This is a genomic window from Marinobacter sp., from assembly GCF_040882185.1.
Lineage (GTDB): Bacteria > Pseudomonadota > Gammaproteobacteria > Pseudomonadales > Oleiphilaceae > Marinobacter.
In genome coordinates, this window is record NZ_JBBEBW010000002.1 from 418,273 (window position 1) to 444,039 (window position 25,767).

General features: G+C 56.4%; 20 protein-coding genes. 12 read left to right on the forward strand and 8 right to left on the reverse strand.

Annotated elements, in window-relative coordinates; translation table 11 throughout:
• Window positions 1-35 precede the first annotated feature (35 nt).
• Window positions 36-941 carry a methylenetetrahydrofolate reductase gene (locus WEB64_RS03050; RefSeq protein ID WP_368061849.1) on the forward strand — a complete coding sequence of 302 codons (906 nt, stop codon included), beginning with the start codon at window positions 36-38 and terminating at the stop codon, window positions 939-941.
• Entirely contained in the window at window positions 922-2,658 is a 1,737-nt protein-coding gene (locus WEB64_RS03055; RefSeq protein WP_368061848.1) for a formate--tetrahydrofolate ligase, read from the forward strand. The genes WEB64_RS03050 and WEB64_RS03055 overlap by 20 nt, the downstream gene beginning before the upstream one ends.
• Here WEB64_RS03055 and WEB64_RS03060 read toward each other — a convergent pair.
• Both WEB64_RS03060 and WEB64_RS03065 read right to left on the reverse strand, forming a co-directional pair.
• Complete coding sequence (locus WEB64_RS03060) at window positions 2,650-3,798, reverse strand: GlxA family transcriptional regulator (RefSeq protein ID WP_368061847.1); 1,149 nt, start codon at window positions 3,796-3,798, stop codon at window positions 2,650-2,652. The genes WEB64_RS03055 and WEB64_RS03060 overlap by 9 nt on opposite strands.
• Window positions 3,799-3,895: 97 nt before the next feature.
• Window positions 3,896-6,466 carry an FAD-dependent oxidoreductase gene (locus WEB64_RS03065; RefSeq protein ID WP_368061846.1) on the reverse strand — a complete coding sequence of 857 codons (2,571 nt, stop codon included), beginning with the start codon at window positions 6,464-6,466 and terminating at the stop codon, window positions 3,896-3,898.
• A gap of 238 nt (window positions 6,467-6,704) precedes the next feature.
• Here WEB64_RS03065 and WEB64_RS03070 point away from each other — a divergent pair, with 238 nt between their 5' ends.
• On the forward strand, window positions 6,705-7,880 hold the full coding sequence (locus WEB64_RS03070) for an exonuclease SbcCD subunit D (RefSeq protein ID WP_368061845.1): 1,176 nt from the start codon (window positions 6,705-6,707) through the stop codon (window positions 7,878-7,880).
• Window positions 7,877-10,522, forward strand: a complete 2,646-nt coding sequence (locus WEB64_RS03075; RefSeq protein ID WP_368061844.1) for an AAA family ATPase — start codon at window positions 7,877-7,879, stop codon at window positions 10,520-10,522. Before WEB64_RS03070 ends, WEB64_RS03075 begins: the two co-directional genes overlap by 4 nt.
• Before the next feature lie 40 nt (window positions 10,523-10,562).
• Here WEB64_RS03075 and WEB64_RS03080 read toward each other — a convergent pair whose 3' ends face one another.
• On the reverse strand, window positions 10,563-11,567 hold the full coding sequence (locus tag WEB64_RS03080) for a hypothetical protein (RefSeq protein ID WP_368061843.1): 1,005 nt from the start codon (window positions 11,565-11,567) through the stop codon (window positions 10,563-10,565).
• A 389-nt stretch (window positions 11,568-11,956) separates the two neighbouring features.
• On the opposite strand from WEB64_RS03080, the gene WEB64_RS03085 reads away from it, so the two are divergent.
• Together WEB64_RS03085 and WEB64_RS03090 are read left to right on the forward strand one after the other, a co-directional pair.
• The gene (locus WEB64_RS03085; protein WP_368061842.1) at window positions 11,957-13,624 is read left to right on the forward strand and encodes an autotransporter assembly complex family protein; all 1,668 of its coding nucleotides are present in this window, start codon (window positions 11,957-11,959) and stop codon (window positions 13,622-13,624) included.
• A complete protein-coding gene (locus WEB64_RS03090) occupies window positions 13,621-17,325 on the forward strand; it encodes a translocation/assembly module TamB domain-containing protein (RefSeq protein ID WP_368061841.1) in 3,705 nt (1,234 codons plus the stop codon). Before WEB64_RS03085 ends, WEB64_RS03090 begins: the two co-directional genes overlap by 4 nt.
• Window positions 17,326-17,333: 8 nt before the next feature.
• Here WEB64_RS03090 and WEB64_RS03095 read toward each other — a convergent pair whose 3' ends face one another.
• Window positions 17,334-18,026 (reverse strand): SIMPL domain-containing protein, encoded by a 693-nt coding sequence (locus tag WEB64_RS03095; RefSeq protein WP_368061839.1) that lies wholly within the window; start codon window positions 18,024-18,026, stop codon window positions 17,334-17,336.
• A gap of 12 nt (window positions 18,027-18,038) precedes the next feature.
• Between WEB64_RS03095 and WEB64_RS03100 the strand changes: the two genes are divergently transcribed.
• Window positions 18,039-18,239, forward strand: coding sequence for a hypothetical protein (locus tag WEB64_RS03100; protein WP_368065516.1), 201 nt, complete (start codon window positions 18,039-18,041; stop codon window positions 18,237-18,239).
• On the opposite strand, the gene WEB64_RS03105 is transcribed toward WEB64_RS03100, so the two are convergent.
• Window positions 18,236-18,946 (reverse strand): gamma-glutamyl-gamma-aminobutyrate hydrolase family protein, encoded by a 711-nt coding sequence (locus WEB64_RS03105; RefSeq protein WP_368061838.1) that lies wholly within the window; start codon window positions 18,944-18,946, stop codon window positions 18,236-18,238. The genes WEB64_RS03100 and WEB64_RS03105 overlap by 4 nt on opposite strands.
• Window positions 18,939-19,940: an amidoligase family protein gene (locus WEB64_RS03110; protein ID WP_368061837.1), complete on the reverse strand. Its 1,002-nt coding sequence runs from the start codon at window positions 19,938-19,940 to the stop codon at window positions 18,939-18,941. The genes WEB64_RS03105 and WEB64_RS03110 overlap by 8 nt, the downstream gene beginning before the upstream one ends.
• 163 nt (window positions 19,941-20,103) lie before the next feature.
• On the opposite strand from WEB64_RS03110, the gene lexA reads away from it, so the two are divergent.
• Both lexA and WEB64_RS03120 read left to right on the forward strand, forming a co-directional pair.
• The gene (gene lexA / locus WEB64_RS03115) at window positions 20,104-20,715 is read left to right on the forward strand and encodes a transcriptional repressor LexA (protein WP_368061836.1); all 612 of its coding nucleotides are present in this window, start codon (window positions 20,104-20,106) and stop codon (window positions 20,713-20,715) included.
• Between the two features lie 89 nt (window positions 20,716-20,804).
• Window positions 20,805-21,326, forward strand: coding sequence for a cell division inhibitor SulA (locus tag WEB64_RS03120; RefSeq protein WP_368061835.1), 522 nt, complete (start codon window positions 20,805-20,807; stop codon window positions 21,324-21,326).
• Between the two features lie 18 nt (window positions 21,327-21,344).
• Here the strand turns inward: WEB64_RS03120 and WEB64_RS03125 are convergent, their stop codons facing one another.
• Both WEB64_RS03125 and WEB64_RS03130 read right to left on the reverse strand, forming a co-directional pair.
• On the reverse strand, window positions 21,345-21,605 hold the full coding sequence (locus tag WEB64_RS03125; RefSeq protein WP_368061834.1) for a hypothetical protein: 261 nt from the start codon (window positions 21,603-21,605) through the stop codon (window positions 21,345-21,347).
• Window positions 21,606-21,681: 76 nt separating this feature from the next.
• Window positions 21,682-22,158, reverse strand: a complete 477-nt coding sequence (locus tag WEB64_RS03130; RefSeq protein ID WP_368061833.1) for a DUF6586 family protein — start codon at window positions 22,156-22,158, stop codon at window positions 21,682-21,684.
• Window positions 22,159-22,391: 233 nt separating this feature from the next.
• Between WEB64_RS03130 and WEB64_RS03135 the strand changes: the two genes are divergently transcribed.
• The 3 genes from WEB64_RS03135 (at window position 22,392) to WEB64_RS03145 (ending at window position 25,756) form a co-directional block, all read left to right on the forward strand.
• On the forward strand, window positions 22,392-22,712 hold the full coding sequence (locus tag WEB64_RS03135; protein ID WP_368061832.1) for an SOS cell division inhibitor: 321 nt from the start codon (window positions 22,392-22,394) through the stop codon (window positions 22,710-22,712).
• Window positions 22,713-22,863: 151 nt separating this feature from the next.
• Window positions 22,864-24,315, forward strand: a complete 1,452-nt coding sequence (locus WEB64_RS03140; RefSeq protein WP_368061831.1) for a sigma-54 dependent transcriptional regulator — start codon at window positions 22,864-22,866, stop codon at window positions 24,313-24,315.
• Between the two features lie 148 nt (window positions 24,316-24,463).
• Entirely contained in the window at window positions 24,464-25,756 is a 1,293-nt protein-coding gene (locus tag WEB64_RS03145) for a PAS domain-containing sensor histidine kinase (RefSeq protein ID WP_368061830.1), read from the forward strand.
• Window positions 25,757-25,767: the final 11 nt, after the last annotated feature.

Consider the following 25,767-nt stretch of genomic DNA (forward strand, 5'->3'; position numbering starts at 1 on the left):
GGCATTGGTTTATGAATCTGGTGAACGAAACGAAAATGTTCGCTCCACATGACGATGAGGCGGACGCCCGCTTGCAGGCGTTGGTGCGTTCCGCTTCAGTTGAAGCGACCCCCCGCCAGATACTGGCACCGGACCACATGCTGGACCTGTTGCCGTTGGGTACCTCTGTGTATGTGCCGTTTCTGCCGAAAGGGCAGTTCGTGGAGACGTTGGCAGCCTGTCGGCATCTTCTGGATGCCGGTATGCAGCCGGTACCCCATGTGCCAGCCCGCATGGCGCAGAGCCGGGCGCAACTCCGGGACTGGCTGGTCGGGTTACAGGAGAGCGGTGTGGACCGACTATTGCTGATCGCCGGTGACAGTGATTCCATCGCTGGTCCCTTTCCCGATACGCTCGCGGTGCTTGAGTCCGGTCTTCTGGCTCAGTTCCGGTTTCATGGTATTGGTGTTGCTGCCCACCCGGACGGCCACCCCATGGCGGACCGGGCAACCCTGACTGAGGCTCTGGGTATCAAGCGGGAATACGCCCGCATCATCGCCACACGGCTATGGGTGGTTACCCAGTTCACCTTTGAGGCCCATGTGGTGACGGAATGGTTGCAAAGCCTGGGCGACATTCTGGAAGAGGTACCGGTATACATTGGGGTAGCAGGTCCGACCCGGGTGAAAGCCCTAATAGCATACGCAGTACAGTGCGGGGTGGGTACTTCGGCCCGCCTGATGCTGCGTCGCCCCGGTAGTGCAAAACTGCTGCGTGCCTGGACCCCTGACGACATGGTCCGGGCCCTCGTCCGGTATTGTCTGGACCATCCGGATACCTTACTCCGGGGTATTCACCTATTTCCATTTGGCGGCCTGCGCCAGTCTGCGCAATGGCTTCAGCAGTACAGCGGATCCCTGGCGGATCAGAGGGGGCAGTCCCATGAATCTTCGGTACAGTGAGCTAAAATACGCAACGCATGTTCCGGTCGGGTTTCTGCCGCCGGGATCGCCAGACATCGAGATTGCCCGGTCTGTTCAGCCCCTGTCCATCCTGTTGCTCGCCCAGCAGCGGTTCGGCCTGCCGCCCGAGAGTTTGGTACCCTTTGGCCATTATAAGGCCAAGCTGGATATGGCGTATGTGGACACGTCCGAGACCGCGCCTCGCGGCAAGCTGGTTCTCGTCACCGCCATCACTCCAACCCCGGCGGGTGAGGGCAAGACCACCACCAGCGTCGGGCTTAACGATGGCCTGAACCGTCTTGGTGTGCGCTCGTCCGTATGTTTGCGGGAACCGTCCCTGGGGCCCTGTTTCGGTATGAAGGGCGGCGCCGCTGGGGGTGGTCGAGCCCAGGTGATTCCAATGGAAGACATCAACCTGCATTTCAATGGGGACTTCCATGCCATCACCACGGCCCACAACCTGCTGGCGTCTCTGATCGACAATCATATCCATTGGGGTAATGAAACTGGCCTCGACCCGCGCTGCATAAGTTGGCGACGGGTCATGGATTTGACCGATCGCTCCCTGCGCAACCTGGTGTGTGGTCTTGGCGGCGCTGCCCACGGAGTTCCCCGGGAAACGGGCTTCGACATTACCGTCTCCTCCGAAATTATGGCCATTTTGTGTCTGGCAGACGGGCGTGCGGAGCTGAAACAACGGCTGGGTAACATTATCGTTGGGCGACGCACCGATATGACGCCGGTTACTGTTCGTGACCTTGGAATGGAAGGCTCGTTGACGGTGTTGCTGAAAGAGGCGTTGCAGCCGAACCTGGTGCAGAGCCTTGAACACAATCCGGTTTTTATCCACGGTGGCCCCTTTGCCAATATCGCCCATGGTTGCAGTTCCGTGACGGCTACCCGTGCCGCCCTGGCACTAAACGATGTGGTGGTTACCGAAGCCGGATTCGGGGCCGATCTAGGGGCGGAAAAGTTCATTGATATCAAATGCCGTCACACCGGTTTGAGGCCTGACGCGGCTGTGGTTGTCTGTACTATCCGCGCGCTCAAAATGCAGGGCGGCGTGCCCCGCAGCCAGCTTGCCGTGCCTGAATTGGCAGCGCTGCGTCAAGGCGCCGCCAACCTGGAGCGGCATATACGCAACCTGCAGCAATTTGGCCTGACCCCGGTAGTCTGCATCAACCGGTTTCCGGACGATACCGAAGAGGAGCTCGCGCTCGTGCAGTCCATCAGTGAGGAGCTGGGGGTCAGGGCTGTATCGGCAGACCACTGGGCAAGGGGGGGCGAGGGCGCCACCGAGCTAGCGCAAGCGGTTCTCGACCAGCTCGATAAGGGCACGCCGGTGATAAAATTGCTGTATGAGGACAGCATGCCGCTGGCCGACAAGATCCATACTGTCGCCACCCGGATATACCATGCCGGCAGTGTGGAGTTCACGCCATTGGCCAAACGACAGATCCAGGACTACGAGAGCCTGGGGTTCGGTCATCTACCGGTCTGTATTGCCAAGACTCAGTACAGTTTCTCTGCGGATGCGTCGCTTCGGGGCGCTCCCTCCGGTCATATGCTACCGGTGAGGGAAGTGAGACTGGCAGCTGGCGCCGGGTTTGTGGTTGCGGTGTGCGGTGACATCATGACCATGCCGGGCCTTCCGCGGCATCCCGCTGCACTGGATATTGCGCTGGATGAAAATGGCCTGGTGGTTGGATTAACCTGATGCGGTTTCTTCGCCTACGGCAGTGCTTTCACCGACGGCAATGCTTTCAAAAGTACCATAAGTCGGTTCGCCACGCGCCCGTCTGAGCGCCTGCAACGACGAGGAATTCAGACTCTGCATGGCGGCCGCCGGAGTGTCGGCCGGAGCGTCCGGTGTGCCGGCTGTTATGCGTTCGTATTTGGGTGCTCGTCCCATGGTTTTGCGGTAACAGCGGCTGAAATGAGTAGCCGAGACAAAGCCGCACATGGAAGCAATTTCCACGATCGAGCAGGAGGTTTGTTTGAGCAGCCGGCGGGCGCGGTTCAGGCGCACCCTGAGATAATATCGAGAGGGTGTACAGCCCAGGTGTTTCAGGAACAAACGTTCAAGCTGCCGACGTGAAATACCGGTCAGCGCTGCCAGCTCTTGCAGCTCAATGGGCTCCTCAATATTGGCTTCCATCAACTGGGCAGTCTCGGCGAGTTTGGGCTGGGCGCATACCAATTGTGGACGCATGGGCATGGGCTGTTGTTCGCGCTCTTCTCTCACCCGGTCACAGACAAACATGTGGGAAATCCCATTGCTCAGCTCCTGGCCATGTCGGCGAGCGAGGAAACTGAGCATCATGTGCATGGGTACGGTGCCGCCGGTGCAGGTCATCCGCTCCCGTCCTACAGTAAACAGCCGATTGTTGGACTGGACTCTGGGGAAACCTTCTTGCATCGCTTCGAGACATTCCCAGTGGGCACTGCAGGAATGGCCATCCAGCAGCCCCGCACTGGCCAGGACGTACGGCCCGGTGCAGACTGCCCCCAGCACCACATGCCTGCGATCCATTTGTTTCAGCCAGTTGACTTCCTTGCGGGAGAAACTATGAACGACATCTACGCCCGCGACGACAATGACCAGATCAAAAGTGTTTACGTCGTGGAGAGAGGCATCCGGCAGCAGGGTAATGCCGTCGCTGGCCCGGGCGGGTTCGCCCTCAGCGGTAAGCAGTTTCCAGGAGTAGAGTTCGGAGCCAGCCAGTTGGTTGGCCATCCGCAGGGGCTCAACGGCTGTCGCCAGCGCGATCAGGGTAAAGTTGTCGATCAGCAGAAATCCTACCCGGTAGGGCTGATGGGTCGGCCTGTTTGCATGCGTGTCTGTGCCATTGGTCACGATATCACCCCTCTGAGCCGCCTCCTTCTAAACATTAGTTCTTGTTCTTTGTTTGTTCAATAAGTGATCAGTTCCGATATGACCCATATGCGCCTTGTCAGGACTTGACGCGGTCATTGTCCGGGTCAAACAATGCCCGGTAGCCCACCGCCTCAATGCGAATGGCGTAATGCTCCTGGAAGTATTCCAGCGTCAGTTCCCGGCCTTCCTGAGCATACTCCACCGGGATGTATCCCAGCAGGATGACCTTGCCCACTGAAGGCCCCCAGGCCACGCTGGAGTTGTAGGATCGGCGTCCGTGGCTGTCTACCAGAACGTCGCCGGTTTGCGGGTCCAGAATGGGCCACTGACCTACCGGATAACGCAGCACGCCGTTGGCGTCGCGGTGGTCGGTCATGGTCATGGTACACAGGTATGCAGCCTGGCGAGTGCGCTCCCGTTGTTCCAGGTATGCAGCCTTGCCGTGGAAATCTGCTTCTTTGACCTTGGGCCGCTGCAATCCGGCTTCGTAAAGGTTGTATTCAGTTTCCAGGTCAACATTCTGCAGGCGCAGGCTCTTCTCCAGGCGCCGGGTGTTGGCGTAGGTCTCAATACCCACCGGGGTAACGCCCGCCTCGTAGAACAGGTCCCAGAGCCGTAGGCCATAACTGAACGGGAAGTAAAGCTCCCAGCCTTGTTCGCCCACGTAAGATATCCGGAACGCCCAGACCGAGATGCCCTGAATGTTGATCTCCCGGGCAGTGGCAAAGGAGAAGTTCTCCGCCGAAAGTTGCTCCGGGTCGGGGATGAATTGCGCCAGGGTTTCTCGCGCCTTCGGCCCCCAAAGCCCCAGGGTGGCCAACTCGTCGGTGCGGTCCTGTAAGCGGATATTGTCCAGGCCCTTGGCCTGGGCGATGCGTCTGATCCAGCAATGGTCCCGGTGGCCGGTGTCGCCGCCGCAGATCACGCGATAGTCTTTGTCGCCCAGCCGGATGATCGTCAGATCCGAGCGGATACCGCCGCGGGCATCGAGGAAGTGGGTGTAGACGCCTTTGCCGTGGGGAGTGGTGCCGCCAACTTTGGCCACCGAAAGGTATTCCAGCAGCGCTTCCGCGTCGGTGCCGGAGATATCGAAGATGGCGAAGTGGGAGAGGTTGATCATACCCACGGATTCACTCATCTCCAGCTGCTCGGCGTTGGAGACTTCCCAGAAATGCCGGGCGTCCCACTCATGTTCCCGTACCGGGATACGGTCGCGGTATTTCGCCAACAGGGTGGCCTCGTTGGCGGCATAGCCGTGGGCGCGTTCCCAGCCTGCGGCCTCCATGAAGTAGCCTCCTAGCTCGACTTCCCGCAGGTAGAACGGGCTGGTTCGCATTCTGCGACCCGTCATGTAGGGCTCCCGTGGATGAACCGCCGGGGTGTAGATTTTCTTGGCGGTTTCATAGCAGCGGTTATAGACATAGTCTGGCGTTTTCTGCAGTGGGTAGTGGCGGGCGATATCAATGCTGTGAGGGTCCATCTCCGGCGAGCCATGGGTCATCCAGTCCGCCAGTATCTTGCCCGCGCCGGGCCCATCCTTGACCCAAACCGCTTCGCAGAACCACAGGTTGCGCACTTCCGGGGATTCCCCCATCAGTGAGCCACCATCGGGTGTTACCGACAGCAGGCCGTTGAAGGAATGCTTTTCCTCCCAGCCCAGCTCGCCCAGGATCGGGGTCATTTCAATGGCCTTTTCGTAGGCGTCCATGACCTGATCCAGAGAAAGCTCCCGCATGGACGGCGACATCCGCGCTTCGCCGGGCTCGGCAATGGCGCCGGGGAACACCAGCCGTGGATTTTCGGCCTCGTAGTAGCCCCATTCAACACGGCCACCTTCGGGGGTGGTGGGGTCGCCGGTGTCCCGTACGTAGGCGGAGTTGCCCTGGTCGCGGAACAGCGGATAGACGATCTGCTTGCCGGTGCCGGCCAGTTCGTCGTAGGGGCCGAAAAATAGCAGGGGGTGCTCCAGTGGCATCAGCGGCAGAGGGGAGTTGGCGGTGTTGGCCATCAACGGGCCCCAGATGCCCATGGAGAGCACCACGTACTCGGTTTCAATGTAGCCCTTGGAGGTTTCCACGCCGCGCACCTTGCCATCCTGGACGTCGATACGAATGGCCGGCGTGTAGGCAAAGGCCTGCAGCTTGCCGGTGGCTACTGCTTCTTCCACCAGGTCGCCGGCCACTTTCTGGGAGCGGGGCACCACTAAACCGGCGTCCGGGTCCCACATGGCACCCTGGATCCGGGTTTCATCCAGTAGTGGAAACAGTTCCTTCGCCTGCTTGGGCGAAATCATGCTGACATTGGTGCCAAACGCTTTTCCGGAACCCACCTTGCGGCGGAGTTCGTCCATACGCTCGTCGTCATCAATTCGGGCCACCTCCATGCCACCGCATTTCACATAGTTGCCGCGCTTCTCATAGAACGCCTGGCTGTACTTGGTCGTGTAGATGTTCAACTTGTCATGGGAGGTGGTAAAGCAGAAGTCCGAGGCGTGGGAGGTGGAGCCGATGTCGGTGGGAATCGCGGACTTTTCCAGCCCTACGATGTCATCCCAGCCCTGCTCGATCAGGTGGTGGGCTACCGAGGACCCAACAATACCGCCCTGGCCAATGATTACGACTTTCGCACGTTTCGGTAGTTGTGCCATCTTGCGCCCCTATCTACACAATGAACGCCCGCTTGCTCCGGCTTGCCGGGCACGGCTTTGCTCTAATGTGGCGCTGATCGGGCACGGCTGATAAATCCAATACGACATCGAGCCGTCCAAAAACGGCACGGTTGCCAGCGGGAGTCAGCGGGCTTCATACCGCTGGCTTGCAACGGATCAGATCGTTCTGGATACTTTCGGCCAGACGGCTCATTCACATACTAAAAAAGGAAGCCACGTGCCGAAGTTTCTACATACCGCAGACTGGCAGATGGGGCGCGTGTTCAGCCGGTTCGACACCGATGACGGCGCAGCCTTGGCCGAAGCCCGGTACGCGAGCATCGAACGACTGGCGGAACTTGCGACCGAGCAGGGCTGTGACGCGGTATTGGTAGCGGGTGACGTGTTCGACGCCCAGATGGTGTCAGACCGGACCATACGGCGGGTGTTTAATGCCATGGTTGGTTTTACGGGCCCCTGGGTTCTGTTACCCGGCAACCATGATGCGGCGCTGGTGGAAAGTGTGTGGACCCGGGCGCAGCGACTTAAAGCTGTACCCACTAATGTTTTGCTGGCCCTTGAGAGCGGCATTCTTTCGTTGGCAGAGCAGGGCATCGCCGTTCTGGCAGCACCTTTAACCCAGCGGCATACCTACAGTGACCTGACCGAAGCTTTCGATGCCATGTTAACGCCTGCCGGCCTTATTCGCGTGGGGCTGGCCCATGGCAGCGTGCTGGGCATCTTGCCGGATGAAATCGATGCCACCAACCCCATTGCGCCAGACCGAGCCGAGCGGGCGAACCTGGATTACCTGGCTCTGGGCGACTGGCACGGAGTGAAAGAAGTGAACGAGCGCACCTGGTATAGCGGCACACCCGAGCCCGAGAGATTCCGTAATAACGAAGCAGGGTATGCGCTGGTGGTGGAGATTTCCGAGTCGGGCGCGCAACCCGGTGTGACTCGTCACGACACGGCAAAGTACCGCTGGCACCAATGGCGCGAGCAGCTTTCGGTGGCATCAGACCTCGATGAGTTGCTGAAACGTCTGGAGCAGCTGCCAGAAGACTCGGTGATCGATTGTCGCCTTGAGGGTACGATAACCCTGGCGAATGACCAGCGCCTGACGGAGGCCCTGTCTATCGCTGGGGCCCGGTACCGAAGCGTGTCGTGTGATCGCGCTGGTTTGCAACTGGAACCCACTGACGAAGACATTGCCGCCCTCCATGCCGACGGGTACCTGGGTGAAGCTATTAATGATCTGAGAGCCTTGCAAAGGGATGAGAGTCAAACCGAAGCGCGTGACGCTCTGGGCATTCTGGCCCGACTGCTAAAAAACAGGAGCGCGTATGGGGCCACCGATAAACCGCCTGGCCCTGCAGACCGTGGAACCGCAAACGGGCAGGCCGGCCAATGAAACTCCAATGCGTCCGCATCGAGCAGCTCCGTCAGTTCAGGAACAGTCTTGCCCTGGATAACCTGAAGCCGGGGATTAATCTTATTCATGGCCCCAACGAATCCGGTAAGAGCACCCTGGTACGGGCAATTCGCGCTGTATTCTTTGAACGTTATCGCTCCAATGCGGTTGAAGATCTGCGCCCTTGGGGAGATTCTGGCGCAGCTCCCACAGTGGAACTTACGTTTGAGCACGGTCAGCAGCAATGGCGACTGACGAAGCAGTTTCTCCAGCGTAAGCGCTGTGATCTTCAGATTGGATCAGACAGCTTCAGCGGTGAAGATGCGGAAGAAAAACTGGCAGACCTGCTGGGTTATCAGTTCGCCAGAAAAGGCGCCAGCAAAGCCGAACATTGGGGTATACCTGGCCTGCTGTGGGTGGAGCAAGGTACCGGGCAGGATATTGAACTCGCTGTTGGCAATGCCAGTGACCATTTGCAATCTGCCCTGAACAATCTGGTCGGCGAAGTCGCCAGCAGTGGCGGTGATGAGGTGATCCAAGCCATCGAACAGCAACGCGCCGAGTTGCTTACCGCCACGGGTAAACCGCGGGGCGATTACGCACAGCTGGACCGGAATCGGCAAAACCTGGAGGCCCAACTGCTCGAACTCAACGAGCGGATTGAGCGCTACCAGTCTCTGGTGGACCGATTGGGAACGCTGCGGGAGGCGCACAGGCTGGCCGAGCAAGAGCGTCCCTGGGACGAGGCCCGGAATAACCTGAAACTTGCTCAAGCTCGCTATCAGGAAATTGAGACGTTGCAGCTACAGCAACAGCGGGACCGCGAAACCCTCAGCAGTATCGAACAAAAGCTCGACCTGCTGATGCGCAACAGACAGCAGTTTCAGGACCAGCGGCTGAAACTCGACCACCGGCAAACCGACTATCAGAATGCCGAGCGCATTCTGGAGCAGGCGCAGTCTCTTACTCCAGCGTTGAAAGCTGTAGTCGAGGACACGCGCAAGCAATACGAGGTCGCCAGACAGGATGTCGATAAAGCCCGCCAACAGGACCTGCGCAAGCGCCTGGTGCGGGATCTGACCCAGCTTGAGAATGATCTCAAAGCACTGGAAACCAATGTCGTCAAAGCTACCGCGTATCAAGCACAACTCGATGAAGCCAGGCAAGCCAAACAGCAGAACTGGATCGACAAAACAGCCGTTCAACAGCTGCAGAAAATCCAGCGCGCCTTGGAAGAAGAATTAATCCGTTCCGAGGGCATTGCGACCCGGCTAAGCTGGCGTTTGGAGTCAGGTAAGAGCTTGCAACTGAATGGGAAAACCGTTGACGGAGAAGGGACCGAACAGCTTCTGAATGACAGCTTTCTGGAGATTCCCGGTGTTGGAGCCCTGGGCATCACCCCCGGCGGTGAAGACCTGGGTCGTGTTCGACGCCAGATAGAGCGCCACAGAAAAGATCTGCAGGATCAACTCGTCAGCCTGGGTGTCGACTCCCTGGCAGTAGGGGAGTCACGGCTGAATCGATATCAGGAAGCCAGCGCCCAGGTTGAACGGTTAGAGGAATTGGTCAAGTCCGTCGCACCCAACGGCATTAACCGCCTCAGCAGCCGACAGACCGAAGTCAGTTCAGAGCTGACCAACCGACGAAAGGACTTGCAGACCATGGTTGAGCCAGGGGTAAATGAAGCCCCTGAAAGTCTGCCGGTTGCCGAGGCAGATCTTGCCGGTGCCGACCAACGGTTGAATGATGCTGAACAGACTTTCCGTGAACATCAAACCGGAATTCTTAAAGCCAACCATGCCCGCGACAGCGCAAAACAGGAATGGGAGCAGCTCAAAGCAGAGCTCACAGGCCCTGAGCGACAGCGGCAACAAGGCGAGTTGGATCGGAGCATAACCGAGGAACAGCACCGCCAGCAGGTTCTGGAAAGCACATTAGTGCAGCGCAAGACTTCCATCGACGAAGCCCGGCCGGAGCTGTTAAAGCAGGATATGATCCGGTTCCAGGCCACCATTGAACAACTGGAAAGTGAACACAACGGCCGCGCCCTGGAAATCCGGGAATTGCGGGGTCGCCTGGAAGCCTGGGGTGCTGAAGGCCTGGAGGAGCAGCGTAACGAACAGGCTGCAGAGCTTGAACATGCGACTCGACGCTATAACGAATTGTACCGCCGCGCCCAGGCACTGGACCTGCTGCTCAATCTGTTGCAAACCAAGCGACAGGCATTGACCAAACGTCTGCAGGCACCGCTACAGAAACACCTGGACTACTACCTGAGCGTTCTGTTCCCACAGGCCAGGCTGGAGGTTAACGAAAAGCTCATTCCTGACACCTTCTCAAGAGGCAAAGAGCTCGGCCAGGTCACTGAACTCAGCTTCGGCGCCCGGGAGCAAATGGGTCTTATAAGCCGCCTGGCCTATGCAGACCTGTTAAAAGACGCGGGCAGGCCAACCCTCATTATGCTCGATGACACCCTCGTTCACAGCGACGCCGCTCGCCTGGTTGGCATGAAACGAATTCTCTTTGATGCCTCCCAGCGACACCAGATACTACTGTTCACTTGCCATCCAGATAACTGGCGGGATCTGGGAGTGGAGGCCCGAGATATGGAAGCCTTGAAAGCCAGGGCCAGGGCTACATGAATGGCTGGTAAGGAGCGTGCTTGCGTGAATTCGCGTGTGGTCAAAGCGCTTTTCGCCAATGTTTTACGCGAACCTGTTTTTTTATCGCCTCAATAATTTCGTCCAGCAGTTTGATCAATTCTTCGTTTGTCACTTCATCTGCGTCCTGATGTTCAGGATTCGGCAGGAAAACGTTCACGATGTCTTCTATAAAAGCATGGTTCCGGGTGGAGGCAAGGTCATCCAGAATCTGGTGGATAACGTCTGCCACAATGTCCCCTACGGCTTCTTCGAGCGTCTCCTGAATGGTTGGCCCAACCACCGGCAGGAAGCGAAGCCGGGAGAGCTCGGTATTCTGCTTCAGAGAATTATCCACGCGGTTCTCGAGATAACTGCGCAGAGCACCGCGGTTGGGCACGTACCCTTCTTCCGCGGCTTGCGCTACACGGGCAGATATCCAGTCAGAGATCATTTCCCGACGCGGGTAGAGGATTTTGTTCTGTATACGGTCGAACAGCGGTGAGCCCTGGTTGATTTCATTCTGGGCGCCGGACAACACCTTGATCACGATGCGATCCGAAAGCTCTTCCAAAAAAGCTTCGTAGTAGAAGTTGATGAATCGGAACACCCGGGTTTTAGTGACATCGATAATATTGTACTTGTGCAGCCGGTAGATAATTGAAATAACCCGTAACACCCGCAGGAAACGGAAGCCGCCGGTTGGGATGCAGCCCACCAGGTCGTACCAGTGAATGAACGGATAGAAATACCAACGTGCGTAAACCTTTGTGATGATAGCGCTGGTCCAGCGCACAACGAATTCGGTGAGGAAAATGCCCACAAAGATAAGATCGTAGAAGATGAAGTTCTTGTGGATCGGATCGTAGGCCTCTTTGAAGGGCCCCACATGGGCTCCGAGAAAATTCTGGATGGCCTCAAAACTGTAGATAGAATCAAAAATGATCAGTGCAAGATTGAAGATCAAAAGCCCAAGCATCAGAAAATCAATAATGAGCCACACCACCTGATGACTCGATTTAAGGTTTGCGCGATTGAGAGTGAACATCCAGGGCCTTATTGTCGTTCTCTTGGATTGATGAATCAGCTGCCATTTCAGACCTCTAGCCTAGCTCATTTCTGCTCCGCAAACGACTTGCCGGGCAACCTTCGGGCTATGATCAGGAATTGAGTCTGCCGCTACCGCTCTTGTTGAGACGTTGTGATGATCAAGTTGCCAGTCTGTTTTTACACTATTGGCGTAAAGTGCAAATGGCTCGGTCGGTCTGGTCAACAGCGCACCAAACTTGCCATGGATTAACCTGGCCGGTTACCGGTAAACTCAAACGCTCTCTATCACGGAGTCCCTAACGGTCCGCGTGCTTGATGATTATTTGTGGGTATTTTTTTCGTCGCTATTTTTGGTTACCCGGTGTTTTTTGGCTCAGTCTTCCCGTCATGGCGGCAGGGCAGGTCGAGGTGCGCGTTGAGGGTGACTTTCCTGCGCTACAACAAAACGCCGAGGCGTTCATTGGTGAGGTTGAGGGTCGCAGTGCCAGCAGCCTCCGCCGTTACGCCCCAACGGTGACTGAACAGGTCCGCCAGTCACTGAAGGCTCTGGGTTATTATCGTCCCCAGATTGACTGGCAACTGATCGACGACGAACTGCCACGGCTGGAACTAACCGTCGTGCCGGGGGAGCCGGTACGGATTAGTACCAGTGATATTCGCATCCTCGGGCCTGCAGCATCTGATAAAGAGTTTGGAGAATTGCAGACCACTCGTCTGAAAAAGGGCGAGATACTTAACCACTCCCACTACGAAAGCCTTAAATCCAGCATCCAGAATAGGGCCCTACGGCTTGGCTATTTCGAGGGCAACTTCACCGAACAGAAGCTGCAGGTAAATCCTGAAGAGGGCACCGTTGCTGTCGGACTGATATACGAAAGCGGTCCTCGTTATCGTCTCGGTGGAGTCCGGTTTGAAGAAGGGCACGGTTTTGAAGACCAGTTGCTTCAGCGTTTCGTGATTTTCGAGCCTGGCTCGCTCTATCACGCGGATAAACTGGCGAGGCTGAACGGTGATCTGTCAAATAGCGGTTATTTCTCGCAGGTTCTGGTTGATGCCCGACCCGACTCCGCTGCCGAGCGGGAAATTCCGGTGGTGGTCCGTCTGACTCGCCGTGATCCTCGCTCTGTGGCGGCGGGTATCGGTTTCTCAACGGATGTCGGGCCGCGATTACGGGGCACGTGGACTGAACACTGGACCAACCCGATGGGGCATCGCCGAGGGGCGGAGACCGAATTGTCTGCGCTACGGCAAAGCCTGAGTACCTGGTACGAGCTACCGCTCGATCCTCCGATGACTGATTCGATTCGGCTGACGGCGGGCTATCAGCGGGAAGATATCGAAGATGTGGAATCCGAGCGTCTGACCTTTGGTCAGCAATGGCAACACGCCCTCGATGACGGTTGGCAGCGGATACTTTCGGTACGTTGGGAAGGAGAACGGTATAAAATTGGCGAGGATGACAGAGAAACCAGTAATCTCCTGTTGCCAGGGGTCGGTTTTTCCAAGCTCAGCGCGGATTCGCCCCTCGACCCCTCTCGTGGATACCGTCTTCAGGTCGATGTTGTCGGGGCGCACAGAAGCGTACTTTCAGACGCCGATATCCTGCAGGTTACCGGATTGGCGAGGGGTCTGATTACGGTCGGGAATGGGCACCGGTTTTTAGGTCGTCTGCAGGTGGGAGGCATTGCTACAAACCAGTTTTCAGATGTGCCGCCCTCGCTTCGGTTTTTCGCCGGTGGCGATCAGAGTGTGCGGGGCTATGGTTATGAGACGCTGTCCCCGGAAGACGAGAACGGCGCCACGGTGGGTGGTCGCTATCTGATTGCGGCGGGTGTTGAGTACCAGTTTCCTTTGACTGACAGTTGGCGGTTGGCGGCCTTTGTGGATGAGGGCAACTCTGTGAATGATGTATCGGACCCTCTGGCCACCGGTGTGGGTGTAGGGGTTCGCTGGATCAGCCCGGTCGGGCCGATCCGGTTTGATGTTGCCAAGGGGCTGGACGATGAACTTGGCGGTGGGTGGCGTTTGCACTTCTCGATGGGGCCGGAACTATGAGCCGGAAACGTGTCATTGTGCGGAGGCTATTAATTGCCCTGGCGATTGTTATTCTGGTGCCTGTGCTGCTGGTCGCCGGGATATTGCTGGCACTACGGTCTGAAACAGGTACCGCCTGGGTCATTGAGCAGGTGCCAGGGTTGGAGGTTGACGCCGGACAAGGTTCGCTGTTTGGTGTCTGGCAGGCAGATTCATTGCGATGGCAGGGCTACGGCGTCCGGCTGGTGTTAGTCGCCCCCTATATCGACTGGTCTCCCGGGTGTTTATGGCGCAAAACGCTTTGTCTCGACACCCTTCGGGTGAGCGATATCGACGTCAAAACTCAACCCGGGGAGGACAGTGGAGAAAGTGCCGGTATTAACCTTCCTGCGGTAATTCTGCCGATTAATCTGGAGATCGGAAAGGTTGATCTCGGGTCTTTTAATCTCAATAACGGGCTGATCTGGGATACCTTGACCCTGAGCGCCAAAGCAGCGGGCGCAGATCTTGAGATAGAAGAGTTGTATGTGCGGCGGGACACGCTGAATGTCACAGTCTCCGGGCGCATTGATACCCGGGGTGACTGGCCGGTAGCGCTGAATGTACAGACTATGCTGCCGCCTCCGGAGGGCGAGAATTGGGACGTAGGCATGGTGCTCAGCGGCAGTGTCCGGGACCTCCTCGTGCGAGGCCAGAGCAGAGGTTATCTTGACGCGCGGTTTGACGGCGGGTTGGCCCCCCTGAATCCCGACCTGCCAGCACGTCTGAACCTGAGAGCCGAGGAATTCCTTGCGCTCGACAGCATACCTCCCACCCTGACTTTAAAAAACTGGCGGCTGGCTCTTGAAGGTAGTCTGGCCAATGGTTTCGATATTGATACCTCTGCATTGCTACCTGGCGCCCGTGGGGAAATTGACCTGGCTCTGAAAGGTCGGGTGACAACTGAACGGGCGACGGGCCTGACACTGACCTTGGCTGCACCTTACCATCGGGAAGGCGCAGCCAGCGAGTTAGCCGTAACGGGGACGGTGGATTGGTCAGGTCCATTAGAGGCGACCGCAGAGCTCGGTCTTCAATATTTCCCGTGGTATGACCTGCTCCCCGATCTGGAGCCCCTGCCGGTTAGTCTGAACACGCTTGACGCCCAGGCTACCTACATCGATGGCGACTACGAGGCCACTCTCTCTGCCGGGGTTGGTGGTCCTCTTGGAGATACGTCGTTGCAGGCTGACGTCAAAGGAGATCTGAAGCGTGTTCGGATAAATAACCTGATTGTAGACACCGGCGCCGGTGGCCTGAAAGGTGACGCAAAGGTCGCGTTTGCTGAACAGATCGCCTGGGATGCCCAGCTTGAACTCGATCAGTTGAACCCGGGTTACTGGGTGCCGGAACTGGAGGCCAGCCTGAGTGGCCCGGTTTCGACGGCTGGCCGACTGAATGAAGAGGGTTTTCCGGAGGCTACTGCGAACGTCGATATTTCGGGCAGTTGGCAATCCAATGACACTCGCATTCGGGGCGATCTGGAATCCGCCAACCAACAATGGAATGTCCGGGATCTGGAGGTCTCGGTAGGGGAAAATACGGTCAAGGGCTCCGGCCGATGGGCAGAGTCGTTGGCGGCGAGTGTCACCCTCGACTTGCCACGCTTGGGCGCCTTCATGCCAGGCTTGTCCGGCGCTCTGAAGGGCAACATTGAGGCCTCGGGACAGCCGGATAGCCCAGTTGGCACGGTTCAGTTAGAGGGGACCAAACTGGCGTGGGAGGAGTTGGTGACGATTGATTCCCTGGCTCTGAACGGTCAGTTGCAGGAAGGCCTGAAGGTCAATGGAGAGGTCGAAGTCCGGGGTCTCGAAGCCAGTGGCCAGACGGTTTTAGAACTGGAGGTTGACGTAACGGGTACCGTCGAAAATCACGACGTGCGCTTTGGAGCAACCACCGACGAACTGGCTGCCAGCCTGGGTTTTGCCGGCGGCTGGCAGGATGGCTGGGATGGCATGCTGGCCTCCGCACGTATCGAGCTGATACAACAGAATCAGACCTGGACGCTTGCTGATCCCGCCACCCTTGTGTATCAGTCGAGCGGTGAGCTCCGCATGGGTCAACACTGCTTCGAATGGCAAACGAGTTCCCTGTGTGCCAGTGAGCAGGTTCTGATGCCCATGCCGGAACTGAATTACAAGATCAGTCGGTTCCCCACCGCCGCCCTTGCCCAGTTGATGCCGGAAGGCTTGCGCTGGGACGCTGAAATCAACGGAGACGTCGTCCTGGTGATGGACGAGGCGGGTCCGGATGGTCGCATACATCTGGATGCCGGGCCGGGCACTGTCGAAGTGCTGGCGAGAGACGAATGGCAGTCCCTGCCATACGATGAGCTAACCACCTCCCTGGTTCTCAAACCCGAAAGTGCGGAGCTGGCACTTGCGCTGGCTGGCCCTGGCCTGGGCGGATTAACTCTGGAGATGGTTCTGGATCCGTCCCAGGAGTCGCTGCCGGTAGAGGGCCAATATAATCTCAGCAACCTGGACGTCTCATTGGCTGGCGCCTTCACGGAAATTGAGGAGATAGCCGGTGAGCTGAATGGCAAGGGTCGAATTGCAGGGCCGTTACTGAACCCTGAAGTGTTCGGTGAACTGATTCTTAGCCGTGGACGCATACTTGACCCCACGTTACCTCTTCCCCTGGAGGATATCGTCTTGAGCATGCAGTTAGCGGGTCGCGAAGCCGCTATCGAAGGCCGCTGGCGTAGCAACGAGCGTAGTGAAGGTACGCTTGACGGGAGCGTTGGCTGGTCGGCTTCACCCACGGTTGATTTGCGTATAACGGGTGATCGCCTACCTTTCAACTATGAGCCTTATGCACGGTTGGAAATGAATCCCGATATTACGCTGGCCTATGGAGAGGGTGCTCTCAGCGTGATCGGACAGGTGGATATTCCGCGAGGAACTATCGAGATCCGGGAATTGCCTGAGCAGGCGGTCTCGGTCTCCGAGGACGAGGTCATTGTGGGCAAAGAGGCCGAACAACCGGCTCCGCTTTCCCTGAACATGGACGTTACGGTCAATGTGGGGGAAGACCAGGTCAGTTTCGAAGGCTTCGGAGTCACGGGTAATCTGGCTGGTTCACTGACTATCGGCAATAACCTGGATACCCGTGGCGCTTTACAGTTGAATGACGGCCATTACGAAGCCTACGGTCAGAAACTGGATTTGCGCCGGGCGCGCCTGGTATTTGCCGGCCCGGTGTCGGAGCCTTATCTCGATATTGAGGCAGTGCGCATCGTGGATAATGTGACCGCTGGCCTCCGGCTCAGCGGCCCGGTTTCTGAGCCTCAGAGCGAAGTGTTCTCTGAGCCGCCCATGCCGCAGGGTGAAGCGTTGGCTTACCTCGTCTTCGGCCGGCCCCTGAGAAACAGCGGCGAGCAAGGCCAGGTGAGTCAGGCGGCTTTGTCGATGGGGCTTGCCCAAACCAGCGGATTCACCAGAAGCCTGGGTGAAGAAGTGGGTATTCAGAACTTCGTGCTGGAAACAGAGGGGTCGGGCGACTCGTCAGCGGTCGTAGCGAGTGGGTATCTGACGCAAGACTTGAGTATCCGCTATGGCGTCGGCGTGTTTGAGCCGGTGACCAAAGTGGCTCTGCGCTATGACCTGGGCCGGTATTTCTATGTGGAGGCAGCGAGCGGGCTCGCAGCCTCTCTGGATCTTTTCTATACTCGGGATTTCTGAGCAAACAGTCAGTCGAGCTCGAACGTAGCGCTAACACTGATCTGGATTTCTCTCGGGCCGACTTCGGAGACGGCACCCTTGTCGCTTCTGGTTTCAGCCATCATCATCGGTACCGGACGGCCACCGCCATTGACGTTGATGGTTTTGATTTCGCCGCAGGTTTTTTCAAGTTCCCCGGCAACAAATGCGCATCGCCCCCGGGCATCGGCGATGGCGCGGCCGAGTGCCTGTTGATGCAGGCCGTTCTCATCGGAATGGAAAAACTGATGCGCTCCGAGGTTGTATTCCATGCCGAGCTTCTGAGCGGCCGATATCAGCGGGTTCAACAGGGTCATATCCTTTATCACGAAGCTGACAGACTGAGACGCCACGGCTCGCTGTTCGGGCTTTTCATTGCGTTCACCGACCGGAAGGTTCCGGGTATAGAGCGTCAGGCTGGCGTCGCTGTAGTCTTCCATCCGGGCTTTATACTCGCTCACCGCTTCGTTCCAGGCGGTTATCTTTTCGTTGACGGCGCCTGTAGCCTTGTCCGCGCTTTTATGCTCGGACGCAGCGGTAAACTGCAGTCGGGCGCTGTCTGGCGTATACTTTACCGAGCCTTCGCCGGTAAGGCTGACTTCTCCGGCCAGCAGGATAGCTGGCAGTGCAAGAGCAACGGCGCCAATAAGGGCTGCGAAACGGCCAGTAAGGTTACAGGGCATATTTGAGTCTCCATGCTATTACACGATCAACAAGTTAGATTGACAGCCAGGGAACGGGATATTCTCCTCCGCCTGACCGGGTCTGATCCATCCTATGTGACAACCCGAAGCCAACTTAAAGCCTGGGTTGATCAGCATCTCCAGTCTCTGCCTCACGACGCCGACGAAATCCAGCAGATTAAAGCGGTACTTCGGCGCCACCTGCCGATTTAGGAGTTAATCAGAGGCTCCTTAGCATTTTTGACAGCAAGAGCGGCGTCCAAGAAACATTTGAAGAGGCGCCGGTGCAGCGGGTGATACAGCAAGTATTCCGGATGCCATTGCACGCCCATCAACCATTGCCCTTTCGTATTCTCGATAGCCTGTACAAATAAATCATTATCCACCGCCACCACCCGCAATTGGCGCCCCAGTTGTTTGATGGTCTGACTGTGAATGCGGTTAGCGCCAATACTGGGGCCCCTTATAATCTCCGCGATACGACTGTTCTGTACTACGCGCACCGTTTGCAATGGTAGCAACAAGGCGCGATGTCGCGTGTTGACCCGCAGCGGGGTGACGTTCTGGCAAAGCGAGCCTTTACGATAAATATTAATCAGCTGGGCGCCCCGACAAATGCCCAGCACCGGCAGCCCGAGCTGTTCAGCACTTTTTAGCAGCGCCATATCAGTCGTATCACGTTGGCTGTCGTAACGGGCTTTTATCTCAGGTTCCTGGCCGTATCGCTCAGGGTGTACATGGGTGCCACCAGACAGCACGAGACCGTCCAGCAAGCTGGCATCAATGGTAGATCCAGGCTTGATGTAGACTGTTCTTGCCCCGTAAAGCCGAAGCGCGAAACTGATCAAGCGATGACTGAGTCGAACCCGCGACGGCCCGCTGATGCCGATGGTCAGCTGCGGTAAGGTGCGCTCAGACATAGCCCTTGGATTCCAGCCAGCGGTGACAGTTTTCCGTCCAGCTACTGGTCAGATTGCGAAAACTCAGTTTGCGGCTGTCACGATAAAGACCGGTCAGCTCTTTCAGATCCGCCGCGTTGGCCACTAACTGCTCAAGTACGATCCAATCATTCCACACGCTTGAGAAGTGCCATTCGGGGTTGTCGATATCACAATCCGGCAAACGGTAGTGCAGGGTGGGTCGTGACTTGATGCGGCTGTCTTCAACATGCTCTCTGAGCAGCTCATCATCCAGATGTGAAAAGAGTGGCAGCAAGTCCAGTGCACGGTTACGGGTCGGGTTGGTGCGAAGATAATCGTTCATCAACTGCTGCTGGTCTGGTTCATAGTTATCGCTCAGCAGCAGATCAATATATTCACTGTCCCAGGGCTCTATATAATTAGTAAATTTACGGCTGATATCGAGCTGGTGCCGTGACTTGAGCCAGTCATAAAGTGCAGCAAAAGCTCTGAAATAATTCACCAGAGTGGTGGGCTTGAGGTCAGGTAGTTCCGGATTCAATTGCAGACCAAAGGCATAAACGATGGCCTCCCGACTACCCAGTGCGCCCGCCTCACGGAGTTCGTCACAAAGCGTCTCAATGGCCCCCAATTTGGTGAAAGGAATCGGTGGGCTCACAATTTCAAGCGGTACGATTTTCTCAGCGGCGGCGTCTATGATGTCCATGGCATGACCGCCGAGCTCCCTGATCGACTCCGGCAAACGGTTGTCTTTCAGGTCCAGTTCCTTGATCGGGTCCGAATCAAGTTCAATGGTGAAATCGCCGAGAGGAGTCTGTACCGAGCTGACGTAGCGTGACGTTTCCTTGGCTTCACCCTTCAATAATCTGGCAGTGAGTGCGACCAGCTTCTCATAGCTGAGACCGGAAATTTCAACTTCAACTCCGACCCTGCGTTCCTTGTTATCAGATGTTCGCAGGATATCGGGCATATGACAGGTACCTTTAGACGTCATTACGCTCTCCTTGAAAAGTAAAAATGCACACTACCATAGTCTTATGCGTCTGCGCTCTTGGTAGAAACACGAGGCCCAAGCCTGATTTGATTGAAGGGGTGGCTTTACACTGGATGAAACACTGTATATATTGTATTTACTGTATATAAAAACAGGGTTAAATATGATGAAGCTCACCGCTCGGCAGTCTCAGGTTCTGGACATTATTAAACGGTATCTGGAGGAAACCGGATATCCGCCCACCCGTGCCGAAATAGCTACCGAATTGGGTTTTCGTTCTGCCAATGCCGCTGAAGAGCATTTGCGCGCCCTCGCCCGAAAGGGCGCTATCGAGATGGTTCCCGGTGCCAGCCGTGGTATCAGGCTGCCAGAGTCGGAGGCTGATCTGGGGCTGCCTGTGATTGGCCAGGTCGCGGCGGGTAGCCCGATTCTTGCGCAGGAACACATTGAAGACCACTGCACGCTGCAACCGAACTTTTTCTCCCCTTCCGCTGATTACTTACTGCGGGTTCGGGGCATGAGTATGAAGGATATCGGCATACTTGATGGCGATCTGTTAGCGGTCCATAGCACTCAGGATGTCCACAACGGCCAGATCGTGGTGGCGCGTGTCGGGGAAGAGGTGACGGTTAAGCGTTATCGTCGGGAGGGCACCAAAGTGTTGCTGATCGCAGAGAACGAAGAATTTGAGCCAATTGTCGTTGATCTTCGCGAACAGGAATTATTTATTGAAGGTCTGGGTGTCGGTGTCATCCGGCGGTCTGATATGCATTGATGTGACGTAAGCGCTTACCACTGCAGGTGGTTTTTCAGGTAACAATAAGCATTTGATTTTGTGCTGCCGAAAGGCGAGTGAGGGTTAACATGGAACAACTTAGCTTTAATCAGAACCTGCCCTATGTTCAGGGCGTTGCCAGCAGAGCTGGCCAGCCTTCGGAGCCAAGAGTTATTGGCTCCGTCACAGTCGGGGCTGCAAAGTGGAGACAACACACGCCGGTAGCTCCGCAGCATAAAACCGAAACGGAGCAGGGCAAGGGCAACGTGACAGAGATTATCCTACCAGCAGGCCAGGTGGAGAATTTTCAGTTGTTGTTACCGATGCTGACTCAACTCAATCAGGAGCGCCGTTGGCTGGCATGGATTGATCCACCCCAAACCCTGGTGAGCAAATGGCAAACCATGCACGGTATCATCACTGGTGAAATTCTGGTGCTACGATCATCCGATGATTATCCGGCCCTTGAACTGGCCGAGCGGGCACTCGGTGCAGGCACCTGTCACGCGGTGGTCATGTGGACCAGCAAGCTTGGGCGCGGGTCTCTGGAGTCTCTTCAGGCGGCTTCTGCCAAGGGACGGAGCCACGGGGTTGTACTGAGGCAGCGTTAAGCTTCCCCAGTACCTCGCTCAGTGCAGTGTGTAGGAGCGTTGGCTCGGGTTGTGATCGGCATCGTCTTCATCCCAATCAAGATCATGGCCAACCGTACCCACTGCGTCGATACCCGCGGCAATCATGGCTTTTGCGACTGCCATTTCTTTATCTTCCATCATTTCCCTGGCTTCAGCGGAAAACGAAATGCGTACCAGCGGTGCTGCGTCATCGTCTATACGTCGCAAGGCGTAGTCACCGTCGGTTAGCTGAATAATCTCAAAAAAAGAAGCCGACATTTATCAAACCTTTGGTCAATCGAGCCTTGTGGCTCTTGTATGAATGGCTATGAGGTACGCCCTGCGGATGATGCTATTACCACTCGTCATGCCTTTCTGTCAGGGTCGTCAGGTACCGTTTCATGGCAGCCAATGAGTTCGCCAGAGACGTTGCACTCCGGTCTGGACCAGTATCAATGGCAACGGCAATAATGTTGTCCTCTGTAATCGTTTTCTTTTTGCTCGGCGGCTTGCCCTGGCTGGTTTCCAATTGGTCCAGATGATTCCACCAGCTCCCTGTCTGATGGGCAATGGCTTCAAGTTGAACCGTCTCGGGAGCCTCTTTGCCAATCAGCCCTTGTAACTCTTCCAGAGATTCTGGTCGGGCGGACTTGTGTTGGTAGTGCTGGGCGATTGCCGATAGCAGACTTTTCCTCGCCCTGAGCGTGAGTTCAATAGCTCCTTGCAGCGTCGCCTCACCAGTACCCCGATCGGGTGCTTGCTGTGAAATCTTGATAAGCGTTTCCGCCAAAAACAATTTTTGTGACGTTAGCGTGTGCCAATCGGAACTCATGGCGGATCCCGTTTTGAAAACTGTTGCCAGTTTATCAGATTTCCCAGACAAATTCCCTTGGAATCTCCACTCAAACGGTCCGTGTTTTCCCCGCCACAACACTGGGAGAGGTGCAGTGCCTTAGGAGAATTCAGGTTAGTGACTAAAGCCGCTATACTTCCCAGTAGATCCCTCAGTAGATCCATTCAGTTTCTTTTATCACATCACTGACTTTCAACGACAGGCAGAGATCTATGACCCAGGCACTGGAGCAACTGGATACACTCATTGACGAGCTGCGCCACGCGGTGACCATTGAAGACTGGGACTCGTTGGCGAGCCTCAACAACAGCGTTCGTCCGAAACTCGAATCTGTGATGGACGAATTGGATGCTGGCCGTCTCAGTCCGACACTGGTTCAGGAGCGCCTCGAAGACCTACGCCTTTTATGTGACGAAGGCGAAGCGGGGGCAACGAAAGCGAAGGCAAATATTCTGCAGTCTTTGAAAGGGGTCGCCAGCAGCCGCAAAGCCGCACGTACCTATCAGGATGTATCGGTTCGTCGTAACAAATAACAAAAAGCAAAAGTCATTAGACAGTTTTCCGCGCTTTTATCCATCTTTTACAATTTGTCGCAAATATGTGTCATTAAATTGACTCTCATCGCTATAGCGTCTTAAATACCGCACAAACCCTGCGCCATCCAGACTAAAGAGATCCAGAAGAATGCAGAACAACAACCCAGTGCTGGTCCTGAGCCGAAATGCAGAACGTGCCCGGGATATTGAAACTATTCTGGAGTTTATTGGGGAGGAGGGCGTGTTTTCCGGTAGTGCCGCTGAAGCGGTAATCCGGGACGCGGACAAGGAGCAGTTGGCCTTGTTGCAGGTGGCTATTCTCGACGGTCAGGATCCAGACGTTCTGGAGCGTATTGCCTCCGTGTGCGCAGTGGAAAAAGGTTTGCCGATTCTTCTGATCGGCGACCCCAATCTGAAGGGGCTCTCTGAGGAGGATGTTGAACGGGTTATTGCCCGCCTCGACTGGCCGTTCAACTACACCAAATTTATCGACTCGCTCTATCGTGCCCAGGTGTTCCGGGATCAATACGCGCGCTCCCGGGATCGTGGCCAGCAGCGGGGCGTGCAATTATTCCGGAGCCTCGTGGGCACCAGTCGAAGCGTTCAGCATGTGCGCCAATTGATGGAGCAGGTGGCGGACAAGGACGTCAGCGTCATGATTACCGGAGAATCCGGCACGGGTAAAGAGGTCGTCGCCCGCAACCTTCACTATCACTCCGCACGACGTGCCCGCCCGTTTGTACCGGTCAATTGCGGCGCGATTCCGGCGGAACTGCTTGAAAGTGAACTTTTCGGTCATGAGAAAGGGGCTTTCACCGGAGCGATCACCGCCCGGGTGGGGCGTTTCGAGCTGGCGGAGGGCGGCACCCTGTTTCTGGATGAGATTGGCGATATGCCGCTCAACATGCAGGTCAAAATCCTTCGGGTGTTACAAGAGAAAACCTACGAACGAGTGGGTAGTAACCGGACCCAGACCGCGGATGTCCGTGTGATAGCCGCCACCCACAAGCATCTTGAAGATATGATCAGCAGTGGCGAATTCCGGGAAGATTTGTACTACAGGCTCAATGTTTTTCCGATCGAGATGCCAGCGCTGCGGGAACGGGTAGAAGATATTCCGCTGCTGATCAATGAATTGATTTCCCGAATGGAAAAAGAAAAGCGCGGCTCCATCCGTCTGAATTCTGCCTGCATCATGAATCTCTGTCGCCATGACTGGCCGGGGAATGTGCGGGAATTGGCTAACCTCGTCGAGCGGTTAGCGATCATGCATCCTTACGGGGTGGTTGGCGTTCAGGAGTTACCCAAAAAGTTTCGCTATGTGGACGATATCGATGAGAATCGCCCGGTAGAAGATGTCGGCATGCCCTCGGGGGCACCGGGCTTGATTGGTCTGGATGCGCCAGCGTTGCTACCGGTTAACGGTATCGATCTGAAAGACTACCTGGGCAATCTCGAGAAGCAACTTATTCAACAGGCTCTTGATGAAGCGAGCGGAGTCGTTGCGCGCGCAGCGGAGAAGCTTCGTATTCGTCGCACCACGTTGGTGGAAAAAGTCCGTAAGTACGGCTTGCGGGAAGATGACCCAGAAGACGTCTGAGCTGACAGAAAATCGTCGCCTGACGGTTTTTGATTTTTATTAATAACTGATATATAAAGAAAAAACCCTCCTGGCACAGCTTTGGCATAGTGACCCCCATATGAATCTGAACGCGACGGCATACTGCCGCTGCACCTCAGGGGGCACTATGAATCAATTACAGTTTCTTGCGGATGCGCCATTGCGAAAGCCAGGGCAAACCGTTGAGTATGTCAACGCTACGGACAGCAATGCCGCTGCGGACGTCAATGACAAGGTCACGGCCCTGTTTCCGCATCAGGACAACGGCGAGACAGTGGGCACGGCCCTGGAACTGTTCAATCAGATGTCCCGTCAGATTACCGATTCCTACCGCACCCTTGAGTCCCGGGTTAACCAGTTGTCTGGCGAGCTGACGGCAGAAACCCGTCAACGTCAGCATGAACTTGAAGAAAAAGAGCGTCTCGCCGATCGGCTGACGACCTTGTTAGCCGTCATGCCTGCCGGCGTAGTGGTGTTGGATAGTCAAGGTGTGGTTAGCCAGTGTAATCCTGCAGCTGTAAACCTTTTGGGGGAGCCGTTGGATGGCGAACGCTGGGTCAGTGTGATCCAACGTTGCTTCGCCCCCCGTCGGGACGACGGCCACGAAGTGTCCCTGAAAGATGGTCGCCGCGTCAGCATTGAAATTCGCTCCATGGAGAACGAGCCGGGCCAGCTGATTCTGCTTACCGACCTGACAGATACCCGTCGTCTCCAATCGCAACTCGCCCACGCCCAACGCTTGTCGGCCATGGGCAAGATGGTAGCGTCTCTGGCGCATCAGATCCGCACACCCTTATCTGCAGCCATTCTCTATGGCGGTCATCTTTGCCAGACCGACCTGGAACCCGAACTGCGTGAACGTTGCGCCACCAAACTGATGTCCCGCCTGACCCACCTGGAACAGCAGGTGCGCGACATGCTGATCTTTGCCCGCGGCGAGACTCGGCTGGCAGAAGAGTTGTCGTCGGACATGCTCGTCCGTGGCCTGAAAGCGGCAACGGAAGGTCTTGGTAGCCAGGACAGCGTCAAGATAACGCTTACTGAGCCGGAGCGTGCAGTCTTCCTGATGTGTAATCGTGATGCCCTGGTCGGGGCCTGCATGAACCTCGTCAACAATGCCATGGAGGCCGGTGCGAACGATGTACAGCTCACCGTAGGAGCAGTGGGTCAATATCTGGAAATACAGGTGGAAGACAACGGGCCCGGCTTTAACGCCGACCAGGCCGACCATCTTGTAGAGGCATTTTATACGACCAAGTCCCACGGTACCGGCCTCGGTCTTGCGGTGGTTCAGGCAGTAGTCAAAGCACATAACGGCGAGTTTTCAATGGAGTCGCCAGCTTCCGGTGGCGCCCGTGCGACCATCCGGTTGCCGTTGGCGGGTGGTCGCCGGACTCATTCAGATTCGATCAGTCAGTAAACGGAGACATT

Excerpts from the sequence above, each read along its gene's own strand:
- WEB64_RS03050 (WP_368061849.1), top strand. The coding sequence starts at position 36 with ATGTTCGCTCCACATGACGATGAGGCGGACGCCCGCTTGCAGGCGTTG.
- WEB64_RS03055 (WP_368061848.1), top strand. The coding sequence starts at position 922 with ATGAATCTTCGGTACAGTGAGCTAAAATACGCAACGCATGTTCCGGTC.
- WEB64_RS03065 (WP_368061846.1), bottom strand. The coding sequence starts at position 6,466 with ATGGCACAACTACCGAAACGTGCGAAAGTCGTAATCATTGGCCAGGGC.
- WEB64_RS03075 (WP_368061844.1), top strand. The coding sequence starts at position 7,877 with ATGAAACTCCAATGCGTCCGCATCGAGCAGCTCCGTCAGTTCAGGAAC.
- WEB64_RS03080 (WP_368061843.1), bottom strand. The coding sequence starts at position 11,567 with ATGTTCACTCTCAATCGCGCAAACCTTAAATCGAGTCATCAGGTGGTG.
- WEB64_RS03085 (WP_368061842.1), top strand. The coding sequence starts at position 11,957 with ATGGCGGCAGGGCAGGTCGAGGTGCGCGTTGAGGGTGACTTTCCTGCG.
- WEB64_RS03090 (WP_368061841.1), top strand. The coding sequence starts at position 13,621 with ATGAGCCGGAAACGTGTCATTGTGCGGAGGCTATTAATTGCCCTGGCG.
- WEB64_RS03095 (WP_368061839.1), bottom strand. The coding sequence starts at position 18,026 with ATGCCCTGTAACCTTACTGGCCGTTTCGCAGCCCTTATTGGCGCCGTT.
- WEB64_RS03100 (WP_368065516.1), top strand. The coding sequence starts at position 18,039 with ATGCTATTACACGATCAACAAGTTAGATTGACAGCCAGGGAACGGGAT.
- WEB64_RS03105 (WP_368061838.1), bottom strand. The coding sequence starts at position 18,946 with ATGTCTGAGCGCACCTTACCGCAGCTGACCATCGGCATCAGCGGGCCG.
- WEB64_RS03110 (WP_368061837.1), bottom strand. The coding sequence starts at position 19,940 with ATGACGTCTAAAGGTACCTGTCATATGCCCGATATCCTGCGAACATCT.
- lexA (WP_368061836.1), top strand. The coding sequence starts at position 20,104 with ATGATGAAGCTCACCGCTCGGCAGTCTCAGGTTCTGGACATTATTAAA.
- WEB64_RS03120 (WP_368061835.1), top strand. The coding sequence starts at position 20,805 with ATGGAACAACTTAGCTTTAATCAGAACCTGCCCTATGTTCAGGGCGTT.
- WEB64_RS03125 (WP_368061834.1), bottom strand. The coding sequence starts at position 21,605 with ATGTCGGCTTCTTTTTTTGAGATTATTCAGCTAACCGACGGTGACTAC.
- WEB64_RS03130 (WP_368061833.1), bottom strand. The coding sequence starts at position 22,158 with ATGAGTTCCGATTGGCACACGCTAACGTCACAAAAATTGTTTTTGGCG.
- WEB64_RS03135 (WP_368061832.1), top strand. The coding sequence starts at position 22,392 with ATGACCCAGGCACTGGAGCAACTGGATACACTCATTGACGAGCTGCGC.
- WEB64_RS03140 (WP_368061831.1), top strand. The coding sequence starts at position 22,864 with ATGCAGAACAACAACCCAGTGCTGGTCCTGAGCCGAAATGCAGAACGT.
- WEB64_RS03145 (WP_368061830.1), top strand. The coding sequence starts at position 24,464 with ATGAATCAATTACAGTTTCTTGCGGATGCGCCATTGCGAAAGCCAGGG.